Source organism: Nitrobacter sp. NHB1 (genome assembly GCF_036964665.1).
Taxonomy (GTDB): Bacteria; Pseudomonadota; Alphaproteobacteria; order Rhizobiales; family Xanthobacteraceae; genus Nitrobacter.
This window is the reverse complement of the sequence record NZ_JBAMDA010000001.1, coordinates 3,276,149-3,293,650: the sequence shown is the minus strand read 5'-3', so window position 1 is coordinate 3,293,650 and position 17,502 is coordinate 3,276,149. Positions and strand designations below refer to the sequence as shown.

Below are 17,502 nucleotides of genomic sequence, written 5' to 3'. Positions count from 1 at the left end.
AGGCAAATCATAGAATTTCCCTCCCAGAAGAAAGCAGTGATGACACCCAAACCGCCAGAAGAAGAGGTTCGCAAACGTACCAAGCGTAAGCGCGATTTTCCCCGCACGTTGACCCCCGCTTTTGACGGATGGCGTTCGTATCGGGGCGGTATTTAGCCGGTTCAGGCAGTGGCGGTTTTGGGGAAGTTGAAGGGCAGCAGGTCGGTAATATCGGCGTTGCCCGCGCGCTGAGGCAATTCGGTGAGCACGTGGCGCAACCATACTAACGGCTCGACGCGTGAGGCGCGGCAGATCAGCATCAGACCGTAAACGACGGCACTGGCCCTGGCTCCCTCGACGGTGTCGCTGAACAGCCAGCCCTTTCTGCCAGGGGCGAAGATTATGATCGCGCTTCCAGGAGATTGTTGTCGATCGGCATCCTGCCATCTTCGGTGTAGCGCGTCAGATAATCCCATTGGAGGGATGCCCCCCCGGATCGTGGTCGTGCCGCATGATCGATACAGATATCGACGCCATCATCATCATCATCACAGCTATTATTATCGCCATTACCGCGATGACGATTGATGCGAAAGATGCGGCAGGGAAACCTGCCGCCAGGGGGCGTCCCCTTTCTTCAACCGTTGGACCATTCGTCTACGCCGTTCTTACGCGTACCTTCCCACCGGAACGTTCGTGCCTAAGCCGAGTTTATGCACAACACGGGAGGGCCTGTGTGACAAAACAGGAGCATCGAAAATGAATTTGAAATTATTGGCTGCGGCCGCCATGTTCACTGCTTTCTCGGCTCCCGCGTTCGCGGCGAACTCATACTATGTCGTACAAGATTCCGCGACGAAGAAATGTACAGTCGTGCATGAAAAGCCGATGACAGCTACGTCTGTAGTGGTTAGCCCGGCCGGCAAGGTCTATACTACCGAGAGCACGGCCGAAGCCGAGATGAAGCTCAGGTATCCCCTCATTCACACGCATGAGAACGTTTGATTTAGCGCGGCGTGTTGATTGATGTATTCGCTAAACCGCGCGACAAGCGGGCGCAGGCGGACATCCGGCATGTTTGGGATCAACTCGTAGAGCATGCATCCCTGGCGGAACAGCGAATGAGTTCGGCGCTTGGCGGTGTTGGCCTTGAGATGGCGATCCATACCGAGGCTCTCGCCGGCTGCGCCGAGCAGCGTCAAAAGCACGATGGCGAAGGCGTTCAAAAGAAGAAGCCTGTCGCGGCGTTGCGGATCGGCGATGCGAAGAACGCCTAACCCCATGCCGAAGCGAAGGTCCTTGGTGTCGCGAAACCCCGGCTCGATCGTCCAGCGCCGGGCGTAATGGTTGGTGATTTCGCGCGCCGTCGCTTCAGCGTTGCTGGCGGCCAGACACCAGGCCGCTTTCATGTCCCTGGCGTGCACACAGACGACCGCCCCAACCTTGTGCCGACCCGCCGTGACCTCGGCGTCGCGGAGCTTGCGCGCCCGTCCGCCCTTGCCAACCCACGCGGCGGCGGCGCGCGTCTCGCCATCGGCCGCCGTGACATGAATGTTGCCGCGAAAGCGGATAACGTAATCGAACCCCAACGTCTCGAGAAAGCCGAACAGCTTCGTGTCGCCGAAGCCTCGATCAGCAAGGATGGTCACCGCGACGCCATCGGGAAGACTCTCCGCCAAGCGCGCCAGACAGAGGTCCTCGAAGTCGTTGCGGCTGTCCTTCAGTTCGTCCTTCAGGACGGTCAGCCATAACAATGGCGTCGCCCGGCCGTGGTTGGAAACGAGATTCAACGCCAGCGTCGTCTGATCGTCCGCGTCAAAATCCGTCCAGTCCATGGCGACGACAATCGCCTTTCGCTGTCCGACAATCTGGGTCACCCAGGCGGCGAACATGTCCCACACGACAATGCCCTGATTGCTCAACAGCCGGTCAACCTGCTTGATGGCGTGCTTGCCAAGCAGACCGCGCGCCTGGGCCAGCGAGTGGCCGATGATCGACACTGCGAGCGATGCACTCGTCATGACGCCGAGCGCACCATTGGCCAAGGACGCCACGCGCTTGGCATGGAGGTCATCGGCGAAGATTCCAGCGAGAAAGTCGTGAATAAAATCAATGCGCTTGATCGGACGGCTCATGGTGGCGGCTCGTAAGGATGCGATTCGCGATCCTCATGAGGTGCCGGACAAATCAGGCCCATCTGAGTCCGCCAAAATGAGGGGAGTCATGAGGAGATGAAGACAATTTACTGCTTGTGAAAGCAAGTAAGTCTTTGGTGTCTGTGGGTGGCCGGGAAGCCATCCGGCCACCCAAATTCTAGACGTCGAGGCTTCCCTGCTGTCGCTGGCGATCTGATAAAGCTGCCGTGGTCCTAGTACCCGGAATCACAAGTCCCTGAGACGGCGGCCTTTGACCCGGCGCTGATGCACTTTCGATTTCGTCCACACGAACGGCTCTGCATCAATGTTATAAGTCTCGATGAAGGCGTCCATGTGAGCCTTCAATTGTTGGACCGACGTGAATGATGCGCCGGTCAAAGACTGTCCCTGCAGGATCGAAAACCACCCCTCCACCTGATTGAGCCAGGACGCGCGGGTTGGTGTGAAGTGGAATGTCACGAGGGGATGTCGCGTCAGCCAGTCTTCGTTCTTCTTGTGTGTATTGAGATTGCCGATGATCACTTCAAGCCGCTTCTTCGGGTAAGTTGCAACAATCTCATCCATGAATTCCAGAAATTCCTTGCGGCGTCGGCGCTTCTTGTGTGTGGCCTTGACCCTGCCGGTCGCCACCTCGAAGGCTGCGAATAGCGTGGTCGTGCCGTGGCGCTTGTAGTCATGGCTGTGGCCCGTCAGCGCGCGTCCGTTCGGCAGCTTGAGATATCCCTGCGCACGTTCGAGCGCCTGGATAGAAGGCTTTTCATCGATGCACAGGACGATCGCCCTCTCAGGCGGCGCCATGTAAAGACCGACGACATCTGCGGCTTTGCTCGCAAAGTCCGGATCGTTGCTCTCGCACCAGCTCTTGCGGCCGCCGAGATCGATCTTCTGTTCGCGCAAGGATCGCCAGACGTATTGCACGTCCACATCGCCCAATGCTTTGGCGACCAGGGGCCCGTTCCAATGCGCAAATCCTTTGGGCGGCGGCCGATCGAGAACTTTGCGGATGCGTTCGTCGGTGGCTGCGCCATAGATCGGTGGCGTTCCCGAGCGCGGCATTCTCCCACAAGGCACGCGAGCACGTCGCTGACTGGTACTTCAACAACTTGCCAACGCGACTGGACGACAAGCAGAACGGTAGCATTATGGTTGTCATGCAAAGATTGCACGAGGACGATTTAGTGGGTGTCCTGCTGCGGCAGTCGGACGAATGGACCCTCTTGAATTTGCCTGCGATCGCAGAACACGATGAAAACATTCCGGTTGGAAATGGTAACTACCATTACCGTTGCGTCGGCGACGTACTCCATCCTGAGCGCGAGCCAATGGCAGTCCTGGCGTCCTTGCGCGCACAACTCGGCGCAGAAGTATTTGCTGCACAGTACCAGCAACGGCCAGTCCCACCAGAGGGCGTTATGATCAAGCGGGAGTGGGTTAGACGCTATGATGAGCTACCGCGGCCATCATCCCGATTTTGCGTGCAGTCTTGGGATGTAGCGAGTAAGCAAGGACTGCAGAATGACTGGTCTGTGTGCACCACATGGCTAATTCTTGAGAAGCGGTACTACCTCGCCGACGTTTTGCGGGGCCGTTTTGACTATCCGACGCTAAAGGCACGCGTGATCGCCGAGGCTAAACATCACGGGGCCAACGCAATTCTCATTGAAGATGCCGGGATCGGCACAGCGCTGGCCCAAGACCTAAAGCAAGAATCGCTCTCGATCATTCCCGTCAGGCCGGACTTTGACAAACAAACCCGAATGTTCGTCCAATGTTCGAAGATTGAGAGTGGCCGCGTGCTCCTCCCGGCACATGCTCCATGGCTCGCGGATCTGGAATTAGAGTTGTTCGCGTTCCCGCGTGGGAAGCACGACGATCAGGTGGATAGCATAAGCCAAGCTCTCGGCTACGAGGCGACCTCGAGTTGGCCGGATGCGAGTCTCAAAGGCTATGCGAGACTTGGTAACTTTCTCCGGGATGACGCAATATTTGCCAGGCTTGCAGGGCGGCCATGGTGAACTCGTCCAGGATTGATTGTTATTCGGCCCGCAATATTATTTGGACGCCGATAGGGGGCGCATTGCCTCATCAGGAATGTTACCGGAGAACTAACCGTCAGGATCGGGGCGGCGATACCGAATCGGATCGGTGTCGACGATGGCTGTCCTTATCGCAAATCAAATCCGAGTATATTGATGATGCAGTCCGCCCAGAATCGGACGACAGAGAATGCGTCCGGCTGTCTCGGCAGAGCGTAACATCGGCGCGTTCTTGTTTAATGACAAATGGGTGCGCGTGCCGTTGTACAACACGACGACAGAACGCCCACGGGACCGAGGAGCGCGAGCTTCTTTATCCGTGGCATCCATGGGCCGGATGCCTGGTCCATATTCATGAGGTCATCGAGAAGGCTGGCGGAGAAGTTTTCCGGTGCAGCCTCATTGGTCGGGCATCCGCGCGATGGCTGGAGATTCCGGCGTGGATGTTCGATCGGGCGGCCTGGTGTGTCGGCGCCGCACCCTATGTTGACATTGCGGTGCTGACCGCCTTGGCAACGCTGCTGCAGGATGTGACGTCCGTTTCGGGCGCACCATCGCAATTGCGGGATTCAAGCGCAGCATTGGGCTCTCACGACACGAATCGGGGAGATGTCCATGCCACGCCCGCCTACCGCTCATCGCCATCCTCACAGCAATGCACGTCAGTTCGATCTGTTCTGCGACCCGCCCTACGCCGCGGCGCAGACGCCGCAATGGCAGGCGTTGCCCGCCGAGACGCGCCATACGCTGACGAAGCTGCTGGTCCGCCTGATCTTCGGCCACGCCGACGGCGACCTCGTTCGGGAACGGGAGGAGATGCGTCATGATGTCTGAGAAGATCAGGCCGCACCATCTGGAGCGCAAGGCGATCCTGTATGTCCGGCAGTCCTCCGCCCATCAGGTTCTCCACAATCGCGAGAGCAGCGCCTTGCAATATGCGATGCGCGATCGTCTGACGGCGCTGGGCTGGTCTCGCATCGAAACGGTCGATGACGATCTCGGGCGCTCGGCGGCGGGCGGCGTCGCGCGCGCCGGCTTTGATCGAATGGTGGCCGAGGTCTGCCTGGGCAAGGTCGGTGCGGTCGCGGCGCGGGAAGTCTCGCGTTTCGCCCGCAACAGCCGCGACTGGCAGCAGCTGATCGAGATGTGCCGCGTCGTCGATACCGTGCTGATCGATCAGGAGATGGTCTATGCGCCGCGTCAGGGCAACGACCGGCTGTTGCTGGGATTGAAGGGCAGCCTCAACGAGTATGAGCTCGATCTTCTGCGCCAGCGTTCCCTGTCGGCCCGCTATGAGAAGGCCCGGCGCGGCGAACTCATCGTCGCGGCCCCGGTCGGCTTTGTGAAGGTCGGCGACAGGCTCGAGAAGGATCCCGATCGCCGTGTCCAGGAAGCCGTCATTCTGGTCTTCGACAAGGTCGCCGAGCTCGGCAGTGTCCGGCAAGCCCTGCTCTGGTTCATCGAGCATGGGCTGGACTTGCCCGCCAAGCGCAACAACGGTGACGTGGTCTGGCGCAGGCCCAATTATGCGACCATCCACCGGATGATCGAGAACCCGATCTACGGCGGCGCCTACGCCTATGGTAAGAGTCGTGTCGCGACAGGATATGACGCAGCAGGCGTGATCCGACCCAGCCGCCGTCGTAAGGCGCGAGCCGAATGGCTGGCGCTGATCCCAGGCGTCCATGTGGGTTACGTCAGCTGGGAGCGGTCGGAGGCGATCCGCAAGATGGTGCGCGACAACATGCCCACAGGCCGACATCACGGAGCGCCGAAGCACGGCGACGCTTTGCTCGCCGGCCTTGTCCGCTGCCGGCGTTGTGGACGCAAGCTGACGATTCGCTACACCGGCGCCAAGCATAACATTCCGCGCTATTCCTGTTGGCGGGGTTCGCTCGACAATGGCGAGCCACGCTGCATCGCATTCGGAGGATTGCGTGTCGACGACGCCATCGAGGAAGCTCTTCTGCGGGTTGTCGAACCGGGAGCGATAGCTACGGCCGTCGAGGCCGAAGCACAAGCGGCCAACCGCCGCGATCAGGTTCGTGAGGCGCTGGTGCGCGACCTCGAGGCGGCGCGCTACAGCGCCGATCGGGCATTCCGGCAGTACGATGCCGTCGATCCGCAGAACCGCCTGATCGCGGCGGAACTGGAGTTGCGATGGAACGGCGCGCTCACACGTGTCGGCGAGATCGAGATCAGGATTGCCGCGCATGATGCCGCGACATCGGCACCATCACGGGCGCCAGTCCACCTCGCCGCGCTGGCCGCTGATCTCAAGGCGGTCTGGTCGGCGCCGTCGACCGACGCGAGGCTCAAGAAGCGAATCGTGCGCACCGTCATCCACGAGGTGGTCGCCGATATCGATGACGAAGCGTCAGAGATCGTTCTCCTGACCCATTGGATGGGCGGCGTTCATACCGAACTGCGCCTGCCGAGGCGCCGCCGCGGACAGCGCAATAGCATCTCCGCCGACATGCTGGCCGCCGTCCGCCAACTGGTTCTCATCGCCAATGATGATCTGATCGCCGGCATTCTCAACCGGAACGGCCTGGTGACCGGCCACGGCAATCGCTGGATACGGGAGCGGGTCACCGCGCTCAGGTCGCATCATAAGATCCCGGTCTTTCGGCCGGCGCCGGATGGGAACGAGCCATGGCTTAATCTGAACAAGGCGGCGGGTTTGCTCGGCATTGCACCGAAGACGCTTAGGCTCGCCGCCGCAGCGGGCGAGATCGAGGCGGGTCATCCTCTGCCGGATGGTCCTTGGATCTTCAGCCGATCAACGCTCAGCAAACCGGCGGCTCAGCGCCTCGTTCGTCGCGCGAGGCAAAACCCAAATCACCCCACGGGATCGCATCCAGATCAGCAAAGCCTCTTCTCTCCAATCACATAGACAGATGTGTGTTATGAAACAGGATTGTAGTAGCTCATGTACGAGAGCAGCACGTGGCGCAGATGGCGTTCGCCGAATACCACGATATGATCAACGCATTCCCTGCGGATCGATCCGATCAGCCGTTCGGCGTATGCGTTTTGCCAGGGTGAGCGAGGAGACGTCGGGCGATCTCGAATACCGATGGACCGAACTCGACGCATGGAATATTTCGCCGTATGGGCCATCGCGGTCCCGGATCAGGTAACGAGGGATTTGCTCCCAGCCACACGCCTCCGTTAGTTGGTTGGCGATCCATTCGGCCGTCGGATGCGCGGGGAGTGTCGGAAATTCTGTGTTTGAGGCAGGTGAACCATCATGCGGTGACGAAACGCTCGTTGAACATGATGGCGAATTGACGATCCGTTTGATCCGATAAAGGCATCGCCGGCGTCAGCGCGCTTTTTGCGGCGACTCCACGACCATTTGGCAATCTCGGTCTGGCGGCGGCGGCCTACAATGCCGGGAGCGGCCGGATTACACAGTTGGCTCGCGCGTAAGGATGTGTTGCCAGCAGAGACAGAAGGCTATGTGCGCAAGATTACTGGTAGCCCTACCCAAAGCTGGGCTTTGGAATCAAAAACTCTGAAGCTGACGCAACAGCTTCCCCGCCAGGCACCGTGCGAAGGAGCCGGCGGATTGTCGCACACCCAGACAACTGTTGCCGTGTCCGTGTCGCTTGCGCCAGCGATCAGCAGCATCGTTCGAAAAGCGGAGCAAGAAGCGGCAGCAGCAGCCGCCGCCGCTAAGGCTGCGGCAAAGGCAGTCGCTGCGGCCAATGAAAAATTGCGCACCGCGTTAGGAACGCGGAAAACGCACAAGTCTGCAATGTGACAGCCTCTGGCCCAGCGGCAAATGCAAAAAGGCACGTCAGCAAGCTGGCGCCGGCTTCCGAGCACTATGTATAGGATCAGGGCGACTTCAAATCGACGAGTAAAGCGCCCGCAGCTACGCCACTGATGATTCTCTTGCTGCGCCAAGTTCCCGATACCTTCTCCGGAACGAAGTGGAGCCCTACGCGATTAAAGATGCATCAAGGAAGCGGATCCGATAATGCACAACGATAAAACAATCACGCGAAGCAATCTAATGTGGGTCGGATTCGCTCTATCCGTGATGGCATTTCTACTGGTTGCCTATAGCCAGTTTGGCAATATCCCACCGGCAAGGGCAGCTACTTCCAGCGCCTCTCCGGCAGCTGCTTTGGCATTTTCAGCATCGAAGATTGCAACACCCGCCTCCGAAAGAGAAGCGACACGGCAAGATGCATGCGGCGAACAAACCTGGCCTTATTTCTCGAAGGGGTGTCTACGCGGTGTCGGCCGCGAGTTGCAGCCCCGCGAAATTGCGATAACGCGGGAAGCTGCAACTGCATCCGTAGTGATGAACGATCAAACAATCCAGACCGCAGCGGTCACACCTTCCAGACACAAAGCTTCCCGCATCAAACATCACAAGCGGGTTAGACGAAACCTTGTCGCTGCGCGCTCCATACAGGCCCGCGAAGCGTTTGCAGAAGCTTCGCCAGATCAGTTGCGCAATGGCTGGCCGGCGACCTGGTAGGTGGAATCATAGTCGCCGGAACCAAAGGGCCCGTTAAAGGGGCCGTCGCTCAGCTTGTATCCGAAAGAGTGAGTCTATCCGGAAACATTATGCGGGATCGCATAGCTTTCTCAGCATGAGGCGGATCGACGCGAGACGCAGGAACGCGAGCGCTTTCTGATTGGAAATCTCCCAATCCATGGCGAGCCTACGGCATCGTCCTAGTACCTCCTTTTCTTAGAAGGTGAGTCGTGATTCATATGTGGACGCCCCCTATGGCAAGGGCTTTTTGTCGGGATGGGTGTGATCGGTTGCTTTCATATGTCCGGCCTGTTTATGCGGCGCTGTGATTGCCGCTGGCCTTGATGGAAATCCGCCGGTGAGGTCCCTTATCAAGATGCCGCGCTTATGAAGCGCATTGAATCACACGGGTTGGTCTCACCATTGGCTCGATCGTTACACATCATCGACTGCCGTTACCAATTAGGGTTGCCTGGGGCCTGTGCTCAGGCTGTCAGTTCATAGGGCCGATAGGCTTCCTTTCGCGTCAGCACGACCCATGCGATCCGGGCGAGCTTATTGGCCAGCGCAACGGAGACGAGCCTGAACGGCTTCTTCTCCATGAGCTTTCTGATCCAATTAGCCATGGGCGTTGGCTTGTCCTTTGTGTGGCGGATCACGGCGGTGGCGCCGACGACGAGCAAGCGGCGCAAGTATCGGTCTCCCTGCTTGGAGATACCGCCGAGCCGGGTCTTGCCGCCGGTGGAATGCTGCTGCGGCGTTAGACCGAGCCAGGCGGCGAACTGTCTGCCCGAGCGAAACTGATCGGGATCGGTGACGGTGGCAGCAAGAGCCGTGGCCGTGATCACGCCGAGGCCGGGGATCCCGGCGAGTCGGCGACTGGTCTCGCTCTCGGCGTGCCAGGCCATGAGTTGCTGATCCAGCACCGCGATCTCATCGTTGAGCACCATGATGTGGCGGACAAGAATCCCCAAAGAAGTGCGAGCATAAGCTGGCAAAGTGTTTTCGTCGGACAGTGCCTGTTCAGCCAGCTTCGCCAGATTGGCGATGCCGGGATTTGCGACAAGGCCGAGTTCGGCCAGATGCGCGCGCAAGGCATTGGCGATCATGGTGCGTTGGCGCACCAGCAAGGCTCTGGCGCGATGGGTCATGAGAACGCTCTGCTGCTTGACCGTTTTTACCGGCACAAACCGCATCGTCGGGCGCTGTACGGCTTCGCAGATCGCTTCGGCATCGAGTGCATCGCTCTTGCCGCGCTTGACGTAGGCCTTCACGTAAGACGGTGGAATGAGCCGAACCTCGTGCCCTATGGTGGTGAGGGTGCGCGCCCAGTAATGCGCCGTTCCGCACGCCTCCACTCCTATAAGACAGGGCGGAAGTTTCGAGAAGAACAGCAGCATCTGTTTGCGGTGCAGACGCTTCACCAAAATCGTCGCGCCGCTCTCATCAACGCCGTGCGCTTGAAACACGCTCTTCGCCAAATCCAGCCCAATCGTCGTAATCGTCATCGTAAACGCTCCTCTTCCTGCTTCGGTGTCCGGTCAACACCATAGAGGTTGCCGCGGGTGCGGGGGCGTCCACATCATCAAGATCGGGATGATCCCCGAAGCAAGAGAAGTTCGCCTTTCGAGGAAAGATCGCAATGTGCTTGAGGCGTGTTGTCGCTCACCGGTGACGTTGCAGCGCGATTTGAAGCGAGCGCGGATAGTTCTGTTGGCGGCGGACGGGCGCAGCACCCGCTCGATCGCCAAAGAAGTCGGGGTCCAGCCGCGGATTGTCAGCCTTTGGCGGCACCGCTATGCCGATCATGGCCTTGAAGGGCTGCAAGACAAGCCGCGACCCGGCAAGCAGCCGATCTATACGAAGGCTACCGACAAGCGGATTCTGAAGCTGCTGGATGCGTGTTTCGCGGGATCGTGAGCACCGATTTCAGATGATCGTGAGCAGGGATTTCGCGGGATCGTGAGCAGCGATTTCAGGCGATCGTGAGCACCCCTTTCGCGGGTGCCTGACGCTTCGGCCGACAAACTCAACCGGGTTACGGGTTCCTCATTCAACCGATGAGGAAGCCCGATGCCTACCGAGAGATTGTCGATGCGCCGGATCAGAGAAGTTTTACGTTTGAGGCACCAAGGGTTGACCGAGCGGGTCATCGCGCGGACCTTGGGGGTGAGTAATGGCGTGGTCCATGGCTACGTGCGGCGAGCGCGCCTGGCGGGGCTCGCCTGGCCACTTCCGGAAGGAATGGACGACGATGGCTTGGAACTGTTGCTATTCCCGGCACCGGCGTCAGCGTCGCAAAGCGACCGGCGCCCGATACCGGACTGGGCTTTTGTCGAGAAGGAGCTTCGCCGCCGCAGCGTGACGCGCCTGCTGCTCTGGGAAGAGTATCGCGCCGCCAATCCGGACGGCTTTGGCTACACCTGGTTTTGCACGACCTTCGAGGCCTGGAAGAACCGCGTGCGCCCGTCGATGCGCCAGACCCACATCGGCGGGGAGAAGGTGTTCGTTGATTTTGCCGGCGACACCATCGACGTCGTCGATCCGATCACCGGCGAAGCGCACGCCATGAAGCTGTTCGTCGCGGCGATGGGAGCCTCGAACTACACCTACGCCGAGGCTTGCCCAAGCGAGAGCCTGTCCGACTGGATCGGCGTGCATACCAACCTGTTCAGGTATCTCGGCGGCGTGCCGAAGTTCGTGGTCTGCGATAATCTCAAGGCCGCCGTGACCAACCCCGATCGCTACGATCCCGGGATCAACCGAACCTATGCCGAGATGGCCGGTCATTACGGCACCGCGATCCTTGCGGCGAGGCCGAGACGACCGAAGGACAAGGCCAAGGTCGAGGTCGCCGTCCAGATCGCACAGCGCTGGATTTTGGCGCGCCTGCGCAATCAACGGTTCTTTTCCCTGGCAGAGCTGAATGCTGCGATTCGTACCCTGGTTGTCGAGCTCAACGCCCGGCAGATGCGCGGATTCGGCACCAGCCGTGCCGAACTGTTTGCCGAGGTCGACCGTCCCAAGCTGGGGGAGTTGCCGGAGCAGCCCTATGTCTTTGCGCGCTGGAAGCGTTGCCGCGTCGCCCCCGATTATCACGTCGAGGTCGATGGCCATTGGTATTCCACGCCGTATCGCCTGATCCGTGAACTCGTCGATGTTCGCATCACCGACAAGACGGTCGAGATCTTCCACAAGGGCCAGAGGATTGCCAGCCACCCGCGTGCGCCGAACCGGCGCGGCCACACCACAATTGCCGACCACATGCCGAGCGCGCATCGCCGCTACGGCAAGTGGACGCCGGGAGGGCTGATCGCCGCCGGCGAGAAGATCGGCCCATCGACCGCGGCGTTTTTCCAGGCCGTCATCGCGGCCCGGCCGCATCCAGAACAAGGCTTTCGCACCTGCCTCGGCATCCTGGCGCTGACCAGGAGCTACGACGATGCCCGCATCGACGCCGCCTGCCGGCGCGGCATCCTGATCAAGGCGCATTCCGTCGCCTCGATCCGTTCGATCCTCAAGAACGGACTGGATCGCGCATTCCTCGACGAGGCAACCGACGACCACCCCCTGCGCCACGGCAACATCCGCGGTCAGGACTATTTCCACTGAACCCTGGAGATCCCTATGCTGACACATCCTACCCACGAACGGCTGATCACGCTCGGCTTGACCGGCATGGCCAAGGCCATGGAGGAACAACGACGATCACCCGATCTCAACGCGCTGTCGTTCGAGGAGCGCGTCGGCTTGCTGGTTGATCGCGAGGCCGCAGAGCGCGACACCAAACGTCTCACCACCCGCCTCAAATTCGCAGCCCTTCGGCAAAACGCATGCGTGGAAGATATCGACCTGCGCACGCCGCGCGGCATCGATCGCGCTGTGTTCGCCAAATTGATCGCCGGCGATTGGATCGCCCGTCATCAGAACCTGCTGATCACCGGGGCAACCGGGCTCGGCAAAAGTTGGATTGCCTGTGCACTTGGCCACAAGGCCTGTCGCGACAATCGATCGGTCCAATACCATCGCGTGCCCCGCCTGTTCGAGGCGCTCGCGCTGGCCCGCGGCGACGGCCGCTATGGCCGCCTGCTCAAAACCATCAGCCGCGTGCAGCTGCTGGTACTCGACGATTGGGGCCTGTCGGTGCTCAACCCGTCAGAGCGACGCGACCTTCTCGAGATCCTCGATGATCGCCACGGTCGCGCCTCCACCGTCGTCACCAGCCAGGTCCCGGTCGATCAATGGCACGCCGTCATCGGCGACCCAACATTGGGCGACGCCATCCTGGACCGCCTCGTTCACAACGCCCACCGCCTCCAACTCAGCGGAGAAAGCATGCGAAAACAGAACGCGCGAAACAGAACGCTTGACGAAGCCGCGAACCCCTGAACCAATCACCAAGTCGGCCAAAGCGGCTGCTCATGATCGCCTGAAATGTCTGCTCACGATCAAATGAAACGAGCGCTCACCATCGAGTGAAATCGCCGCTCACGATCACCGAAATGCGCATGCTGGACAAGCCGCCCCCGCAAGGGTTTGCGCGCTGGACCGGCCCTCTGCTGGCCGGGGCGCTGGGCGATGTTGACGTCCAATATGTCTGGCGGTTCCTGCGCAGCCACAAGATTGACCTCGCGGCTCGCAAGTCCTGGTGTGAGAGCAACGACCCGAACTTTACGGCCAAAGCCGCCGATGTTGTTGGCCTTTACGTCGCCCCGCCCGCAAAGGCCATCGTGCTATGCGTGGACGAGAAGCCTTCGATCCAGGCATTGGAACGAGCGCAGGGTTATCTGAAGTTACCCAATGGCCGCGCCTTGACCGGCCAGAGCCACGATTACAAGCGGCATGGCACCACAACATTGTTTGCGGCCCTCGAAGTCGCCACCGGAAAGATCATCGCGGCTCATTCAAAACGCCGTCGCCGCGTCGAGTTTCTTGACTTCATGAACAGCGTCACCGCGGCCTTTCCGGACCGAAAGCTTCACGTCATCCTCGACAACCTCAACACCCACAAGAAAAACGAGCACTGGCTCAAGGCCCACCCCAACGTGCAATTTCATTTTACGCCGACAAGCGCGTCCTGGCTCAATCAGGTCGAGGTATGGTTCTCGATATTGCAGGGCCAGTCGCTTAGCGGAGCCTCCTTCACAAGCCTCAAGCAGCTTCAGGAGCACATCGATGCCTACGTCAACGCGTACAACGACAAAGCCGAGCCCTTCGTCTGGACCAAGAAAAAGGTCCGTCAACGTCGCTTCCAAGGCCGCCGTATCACTCAGCTATGATTCCGGGTACTAGCTAGCACGCGGATGTGCGCTCGACGATCGATCGCTTTGGCAACACGACGAACTTCTTCGCCGTATCGGAGCGCGTGAGGATCTCGATATTCACGCGCGACATGATCTTCTTCATGGCGCGCCGGAATATCGGACCCTAATAACCGTCATGGGAATCAAGCTTCAACAGGAACGGATACAGACCCAACAGGGTCGCCATGACAAGGGTCCCGCATCGCGATCCCGCAAATCCGCGACACGCGCGACGGCGTGCATTAGCAAGCCTTGCGTCCGACGAGGATGTGATCGTTTCTTGCCTATGAGCCTATCCAAGAAGATTAGATTCGGAAGCATTGGGTTGAGCGTGTGAGGCGTTTGAGCATGATGCGGACCATAGCGAGGCGGACGAAGGCTGCGACGGTCCTGGTGTAGCGCTCGAAATCGCGCATCAGGCGACGATTGCGGCTGATCCAGGCGAAAGTCCGTTCGACGATCCAGCGCTTGGGCAGGACGACAAAGCGATGGAGATCGGAGCGCTTGACGATCTCGATCCTTCCAACACCCCGTCGCGGCGACAGGCTTCGCCATTTTTGGTCCCTGATAGCCGCCATCGGCGAAAATCCGCTCGACGAAGGGAAAGCGCCGCCGCGCCCGGCGTAGCAAGTCATGCGCGCCGTCGCGGTCCTGAATATCTGCGGCATGGACGCTCACGCTAAGCAAGAGGCCGAGTGTGTCGACGAGGATGTGGCGCTTGCGGCCCGTGATCTTCTTGCCCGCATCAAAGCCTTGCGGGTCGAGTGCAGGGCCCCTTTTTGCGCTGCCTTGCTGCTTTGGGAGTCGATGATTGCAACCGTGGGACTCGCCTCGCGTCCGGCCGCTTCGCGTGTCGCTACATAGAGTACGTCGTGAATACGATCGAACGTGCCGTCCCATTCCCATAACATGAAATAGAGATGCGCCGTGCTCTTCGGCGGTAGATCTTTCGGCATCGCCTTCCATTGGCAGCCGGTCGATAGCACATAGAAGATTGCGTTCAACACCTCGCGTACATCGACCGAACGGCGGCGTCCGCCTCGTCGCGCCGGCGGGATCATCGGAGCAACAAGCACCCACTCCGCATCACTCAAATCACTGGGATAGCGAAGACTGCCTCGGTCAGCCGTCAAACGGTGTTCGGGCTTCCACATCGGGGGCTCCTGTCACGAATCGCTCCGAGACATGGAATCACAACCGACTCATCTGACTCAAGTTCTTCCTGGATCGGCTCTATGATCTCGCGCAACGCTTTCGTTGTCGCTCTTGGGGTAGGATCTATCTTTTCGCGATAAAGCTTCTACATAATCACCGCTTTTCTGAGGCCGGTCTTTAGGTCGGAAATATCGCGTCTGAATCGGCACACGTGTCAGATCGGCGCACGTGCCGGCAATAACGCCATGAAGACAATCGAAAAAAGCCGATCAGAGTGGGGGTCACGATCGGCTCCGATCGTGACCCCGCTCCGACGTAGATTCCGTTACTTCTCACAAGGAGTTACCGCTGCAGCTTCAAGGGGCTTTGTTCAGCGCCGGGCACCGCTATCGGTCAACCGAAACCGACGACTGGCGAAGGATTTCGAGGCGACAATCGATTCGGCCAGAGCCTTCCTCTACGCCGCCTCAATCATGCTTCTCGTCCGCCGCATCGCCAGAGACGCCTGAATTTCGAAACCGACTCTTAGCATGTATGGCCTGTCTGTCTCGGTTCTCGGACCGTTGGATAATCACGTCATCACCCAAGTCGCCAAGGTCGTCATGGCGTGCCGGGCGAACGACGCTCGTTCGAAGACCAAGCCAAAGCGCCGCACAAATTTTCACAATCAGAAACGCGGTTGGGTTTGCAGCCAGCACCCCGAGGTGAAGTGAAGTTATGCGGTGTTTCACACGGTGCTCCTATGTGGTCATCCCGGTTGTCCTTGATGGACTCAAGGACAAGCACACGTGTTTATCAGCACAAAGCTGAGGCTCCAGGTGAAGCGGAGCGCTTGGCCGCACGGTGGGCGCGCACAGATCAGGCGAAGGAGACAAAACGATCCGAGGTGTTCATGTTGCAGGTTTTATCAGCTTCTCACAACCGCTTTCTTTCGCAAGGCGGGCGTCGGCACCTTGGCGCCGCGCGTGTCATCGATTTTGGTCTGCCGTTGTGGTGTCGCAGGTGGTCTCATGCTCCATCTCCGCGTCGAGTTCCGCCCCGAACAGGATCACAATCGCGGAGATCCACAGCCAGGTCATGAAGCCGATAACCGCGCCAAGCGAGCCGTAGGTCTCGTTGAATTTACCGAAATCGGCTGCGTACCAGGAGAACAGGGCCGATGCGACGAGCCAAAGGATCGTCGCGACCGCGCTACCCCACGTGATCCATCGCCACCGTGGCGCCTCGCGGTCGGGGCCGAAGCGGTAGATTAGCGCCAGCGCCAGCGCCAGGCCAACGAACATCGCGGGCCATCGCGCGAGCCGGACGAGAAGGTCGGCGAAGTTCGAGAGTCCAACGTAGGTCAGGACGACCGGCAAGACCACGATAGCACCGAGGGCGGCGAGAGCGAACAATATGGCGGTCATAGTGAACGCCAGCGACCGCGCGTTCAGCTTGACAAGCCCGCGCGTTTCCTTCTCGCCGTAAACGATGTTGAGTGTGTCGAACAGCGACTTCATCGCGGCATTGGCGCTCCACAGGGAGACGGCCAGGCCGATCAAAAAAGTCAGGCCCAGCGTCTGATTGCCCTTCGAAGCGACGCGGGTGAGCTGCTCGCGCGCCACATCGATGGCACCGCTCGGAATAAACCCGGAGACCTGATCGAGATGTTTTGCAATTGTACTAGGATCCGAGAACAGGCCGTAGATGGCAACCAAGGCAGCCAGCGCCGGAAAAATCGCGAGCAGGGAGTAGTAGGTCATGCCGGCAGCCAATGCCAGGATGCGGTGATTGGACATGTTGGCGTAAACGCTCAACAGGATGTCCTTCCAGCCCCGGGCCGGTATCTCCGAGGGCGTCGTCGCCGAGCGGCCAGGATTGTTGCCTTCGGTCGTTAGAGGGGCTGTCGAAGCATCCCGGCTCGCCTCCTTTCTTCGCGAGGGGACCTCCTTTTGCGCAGGTGCGTGCCGACCGGCGACAATGGCCGTCATCAACAGACCAAGTGCAGCAGCGATACGCCACCCCCCGCCCCGGGACTGTCCGCCCGGTCCGTTTCCGGTTTCAATCATGAACTCCTCCGGCCATGCTAATCGCATTCCCGAGGCGGAGTTCCGTACCTTTGGAGCGAGCGACGGTTTCGAGCATCGTAACAACTGATGCTAATGTTTCTGAGTTCTAGAACCTCAAAGTGGTCTGCAGACCAAAAACCGATGTGCTCCGGAGTCGCTTCCCGGCCAGTGGCCGACGGAAGGAACCGCGCCACCGCCGGATGGCTAATAATGTATTGGAAGTTCGGCTGCACGGTCGACCCGTCTTAATCTTGATATGCCGCCGTTACCAGTCCTTCGAAGCTCCTCCCGTCATGCAAGCGGCGCAGCGTGATCCCCGATACCGCC

The 17,502-nt window shown here is 59.7% G+C and carries 14 protein-coding genes and 6 pseudogenes; 11 read left to right on the top strand and 9 right to left on the bottom strand.

The window, feature by feature from the left end; translation table 11 throughout:
• Window positions 1–161: 161 nt before the first annotated feature.
• Window positions 162–457: pseudogene (locus V4R08_RS15430) on the bottom strand (IS66 family transposase); the annotation flags it as partial.
• A 33-nt stretch (window positions 458–490) separates the two neighbouring features.
• On the opposite strand from V4R08_RS15430, the gene V4R08_RS15425 reads away from it, so the two are divergent.
• Window positions 491–742: a hypothetical protein gene (locus tag V4R08_RS15425; RefSeq protein WP_335580126.1), complete on the top strand. Its 252-nt coding sequence runs from the start codon at window positions 491–493 to the stop codon at window positions 740–742.
• A complete protein-coding gene (locus V4R08_RS15420; protein WP_335580125.1) occupies window positions 739–984 on the top strand; it encodes a hypothetical protein in 246 nt (81 codons plus the stop codon). The genes V4R08_RS15425 and V4R08_RS15420 overlap by 4 nt, the downstream gene beginning before the upstream one ends.
• On the opposite strand, the gene V4R08_RS15415 is transcribed toward V4R08_RS15420, so the two are convergent.
• Both V4R08_RS15415 and V4R08_RS15410 read right to left on the bottom strand, forming a co-directional pair.
• Window positions 963–2,114, bottom strand: a complete 1,152-nt coding sequence (locus V4R08_RS15415) for an IS4 family transposase (protein WP_335580124.1) — start codon at window positions 2,112–2,114, stop codon at window positions 963–965. The genes V4R08_RS15420 and V4R08_RS15415 overlap by 22 nt on opposite strands.
• A 246-nt stretch (window positions 2,115–2,360) precedes the next feature.
• A pseudogene (locus V4R08_RS15410) lies at window positions 2,361–3,188 on the bottom strand (IS630 family transposase); the annotation flags it as partial.
• Between the two features lie 50 nt (window positions 3,189–3,238).
• Between V4R08_RS15410 and terL the strand changes: the two are divergent.
• The 3 genes from terL to V4R08_RS15395 all read left to right on the top strand — a co-directional run bounded on the left by terL (window position 3,239) and on the right by V4R08_RS15395 (window position 7,067).
• Window positions 3,239–4,150, top strand: a complete 912-nt coding sequence (gene terL, locus V4R08_RS15405; protein ID WP_335580123.1) for a phage terminase large subunit — start codon at window positions 3,239–3,241, stop codon at window positions 4,148–4,150.
• Window positions 4,151–4,786: 636 nt separating this feature from the next.
• A complete protein-coding gene (locus tag V4R08_RS15400) occupies window positions 4,787–5,005 on the top strand; it encodes a hypothetical protein (RefSeq protein ID WP_335580047.1) in 219 nt (72 codons plus the stop codon).
• Window positions 4,995–7,067, top strand: a complete 2,073-nt coding sequence (locus V4R08_RS15395) for a recombinase family protein (RefSeq protein WP_335580046.1) — start codon at window positions 4,995–4,997, stop codon at window positions 7,065–7,067. The genes V4R08_RS15400 and V4R08_RS15395 overlap by 11 nt, the downstream gene beginning before the upstream one ends.
• Window positions 7,068–7,078: 11 nt before the next feature.
• On the opposite strand, the gene V4R08_RS18255 is transcribed toward V4R08_RS15395, so the two are convergent.
• Window positions 7,079–7,270 (bottom strand): integrase core domain-containing protein, encoded by a 192-nt coding sequence (locus V4R08_RS18255; RefSeq protein WP_442935690.1) that lies wholly within the window; start codon window positions 7,268–7,270, stop codon window positions 7,079–7,081.
• Window positions 7,271–7,565: 295 nt separating this feature from the next.
• On the opposite strand from V4R08_RS18255, the gene V4R08_RS15390 reads away from it, so the two are divergent.
• Together V4R08_RS15390 and V4R08_RS15385 are read left to right on the top strand one after the other, a co-directional pair.
• Window positions 7,566–7,940 (top strand): hypothetical protein, encoded by a 375-nt coding sequence (locus V4R08_RS15390; RefSeq protein WP_335580122.1) that lies wholly within the window; start codon window positions 7,566–7,568, stop codon window positions 7,938–7,940.
• 219 nt (window positions 7,941–8,159) lie between these two features.
• Complete coding sequence (locus V4R08_RS15385; RefSeq protein WP_335580121.1) at window positions 8,160–8,669, top strand: hypothetical protein; 510 nt, start codon at window positions 8,160–8,162, stop codon at window positions 8,667–8,669.
• An 87-nt stretch (window positions 8,670–8,756) separates the two neighbouring features.
• Here V4R08_RS15385 and V4R08_RS15380 read toward each other — a convergent pair.
• Both V4R08_RS15380 and V4R08_RS15375 read right to left on the bottom strand, forming a co-directional pair.
• A pseudogene (locus tag V4R08_RS15380) lies at window positions 8,757–8,873 on the bottom strand (IS5/IS1182 family transposase); the annotation flags it as partial.
• Between the two features lie 281 nt (window positions 8,874–9,154).
• Complete coding sequence (locus tag V4R08_RS15375; RefSeq protein WP_335578010.1) at window positions 9,155–10,177, bottom strand: IS110 family RNA-guided transposase; 1,023 nt, start codon at window positions 10,175–10,177, stop codon at window positions 9,155–9,157.
• 88 nt (window positions 10,178–10,265) lie between these two features.
• On the opposite strand from V4R08_RS15375, the pseudogene V4R08_RS15370 reads away from it, so the two are divergent.
• From V4R08_RS15370 to V4R08_RS15355, 4 genes and pseudogenes are all read left to right on the top strand, one after another.
• Window positions 10,266–10,568, top strand: a pseudogene (locus tag V4R08_RS15370) (helix-turn-helix domain-containing protein); the annotation flags it as partial.
• Between the two features lie 174 nt (window positions 10,569–10,742).
• Complete coding sequence (istA, locus tag V4R08_RS15365) at window positions 10,743–12,281, top strand: IS21 family transposase (protein ID WP_335578153.1); 1,539 nt, start codon at window positions 10,743–10,745, stop codon at window positions 12,279–12,281.
• A gap of 15 nt (window positions 12,282–12,296) precedes the next feature.
• Complete coding sequence (gene istB, locus V4R08_RS15360) at window positions 12,297–13,058, top strand: IS21-like element helper ATPase IstB (protein WP_335578154.1); 762 nt, start codon at window positions 12,297–12,299, stop codon at window positions 13,056–13,058.
• Window positions 13,059–13,144: 86 nt separating this feature from the next.
• Entirely contained in the window at window positions 13,145–13,948 is an 804-nt protein-coding gene (locus V4R08_RS15355; protein ID WP_335580120.1) for an IS630 family transposase, read from the top strand.
• Between the two features lie 19 nt (window positions 13,949–13,967).
• Here the strand turns inward: V4R08_RS15355 and V4R08_RS15350 are convergent.
• The 3 genes and pseudogenes from V4R08_RS15350 to V4R08_RS15330 all read right to left on the bottom strand — a co-directional run.
• Window positions 13,968–14,266 (bottom strand): annotated as a pseudogene (locus V4R08_RS15350) (IS5/IS1182 family transposase); the annotation flags it as partial.
• Between the two features lie 11 nt (window positions 14,267–14,277).
• Window positions 14,278–15,126: pseudogene (locus V4R08_RS18250) on the bottom strand (IS5 family transposase).
• Between the two features lie 969 nt (window positions 15,127–16,095).
• On the bottom strand, window positions 16,096–17,175 hold the full coding sequence (locus tag V4R08_RS15330; protein ID WP_442935671.1) for a YihY/virulence factor BrkB family protein: 1,080 nt from the start codon (window positions 17,173–17,175) through the stop codon (window positions 16,096–16,098).
• Window positions 17,176–17,502 lie beyond the last annotated feature (327 nt).

Excerpts from the sequence above, each read along its gene's own strand:
- V4R08_RS15425 (WP_335580126.1), top strand. The coding sequence starts at position 491 with ATGATCGATACAGATATCGACGCCATCATCATCATCATCACAGCTATT.
- V4R08_RS15420 (WP_335580125.1), top strand. The coding sequence starts at position 739 with ATGAATTTGAAATTATTGGCTGCGGCCGCCATGTTCACTGCTTTCTCG.
- V4R08_RS15415 (WP_335580124.1), bottom strand. The coding sequence starts at position 2,114 with ATGAGCCGTCCGATCAAGCGCATTGATTTTATTCACGACTTTCTCGCT.
- V4R08_RS15400 (WP_335580047.1), top strand. The coding sequence starts at position 4,787 with ATGCCACGCCCGCCTACCGCTCATCGCCATCCTCACAGCAATGCACGT.
- V4R08_RS15395 (WP_335580046.1), top strand. The coding sequence starts at position 4,995 with ATGATGTCTGAGAAGATCAGGCCGCACCATCTGGAGCGCAAGGCGATC.
- V4R08_RS18255 (WP_442935690.1), bottom strand. The coding sequence starts at position 7,270 with ATGCGTCGAGTTCGGTCCATCGGTATTCGAGATCGCCCGACGTCTCCT.
- V4R08_RS15390 (WP_335580122.1), top strand. The coding sequence starts at position 7,566 with ATGCCGGGAGCGGCCGGATTACACAGTTGGCTCGCGCGTAAGGATGTG.
- V4R08_RS15385 (WP_335580121.1), top strand. The coding sequence starts at position 8,160 with ATGCACAACGATAAAACAATCACGCGAAGCAATCTAATGTGGGTCGGA.
- V4R08_RS15375 (WP_335578010.1), bottom strand. The coding sequence starts at position 10,177 with ATGACGATTACGACGATTGGGCTGGATTTGGCGAAGAGCGTGTTTCAA.
- istA (WP_335578153.1), top strand. The coding sequence starts at position 10,743 with ATGCCTACCGAGAGATTGTCGATGCGCCGGATCAGAGAAGTTTTACGT.
- istB (WP_335578154.1), top strand. The coding sequence starts at position 12,297 with ATGCTGACACATCCTACCCACGAACGGCTGATCACGCTCGGCTTGACC.
- V4R08_RS15330 (WP_442935671.1), bottom strand. The coding sequence starts at position 17,175 with ATGATTGAAACCGGAAACGGACCGGGCGGACAGTCCCGGGGCGGGGGG.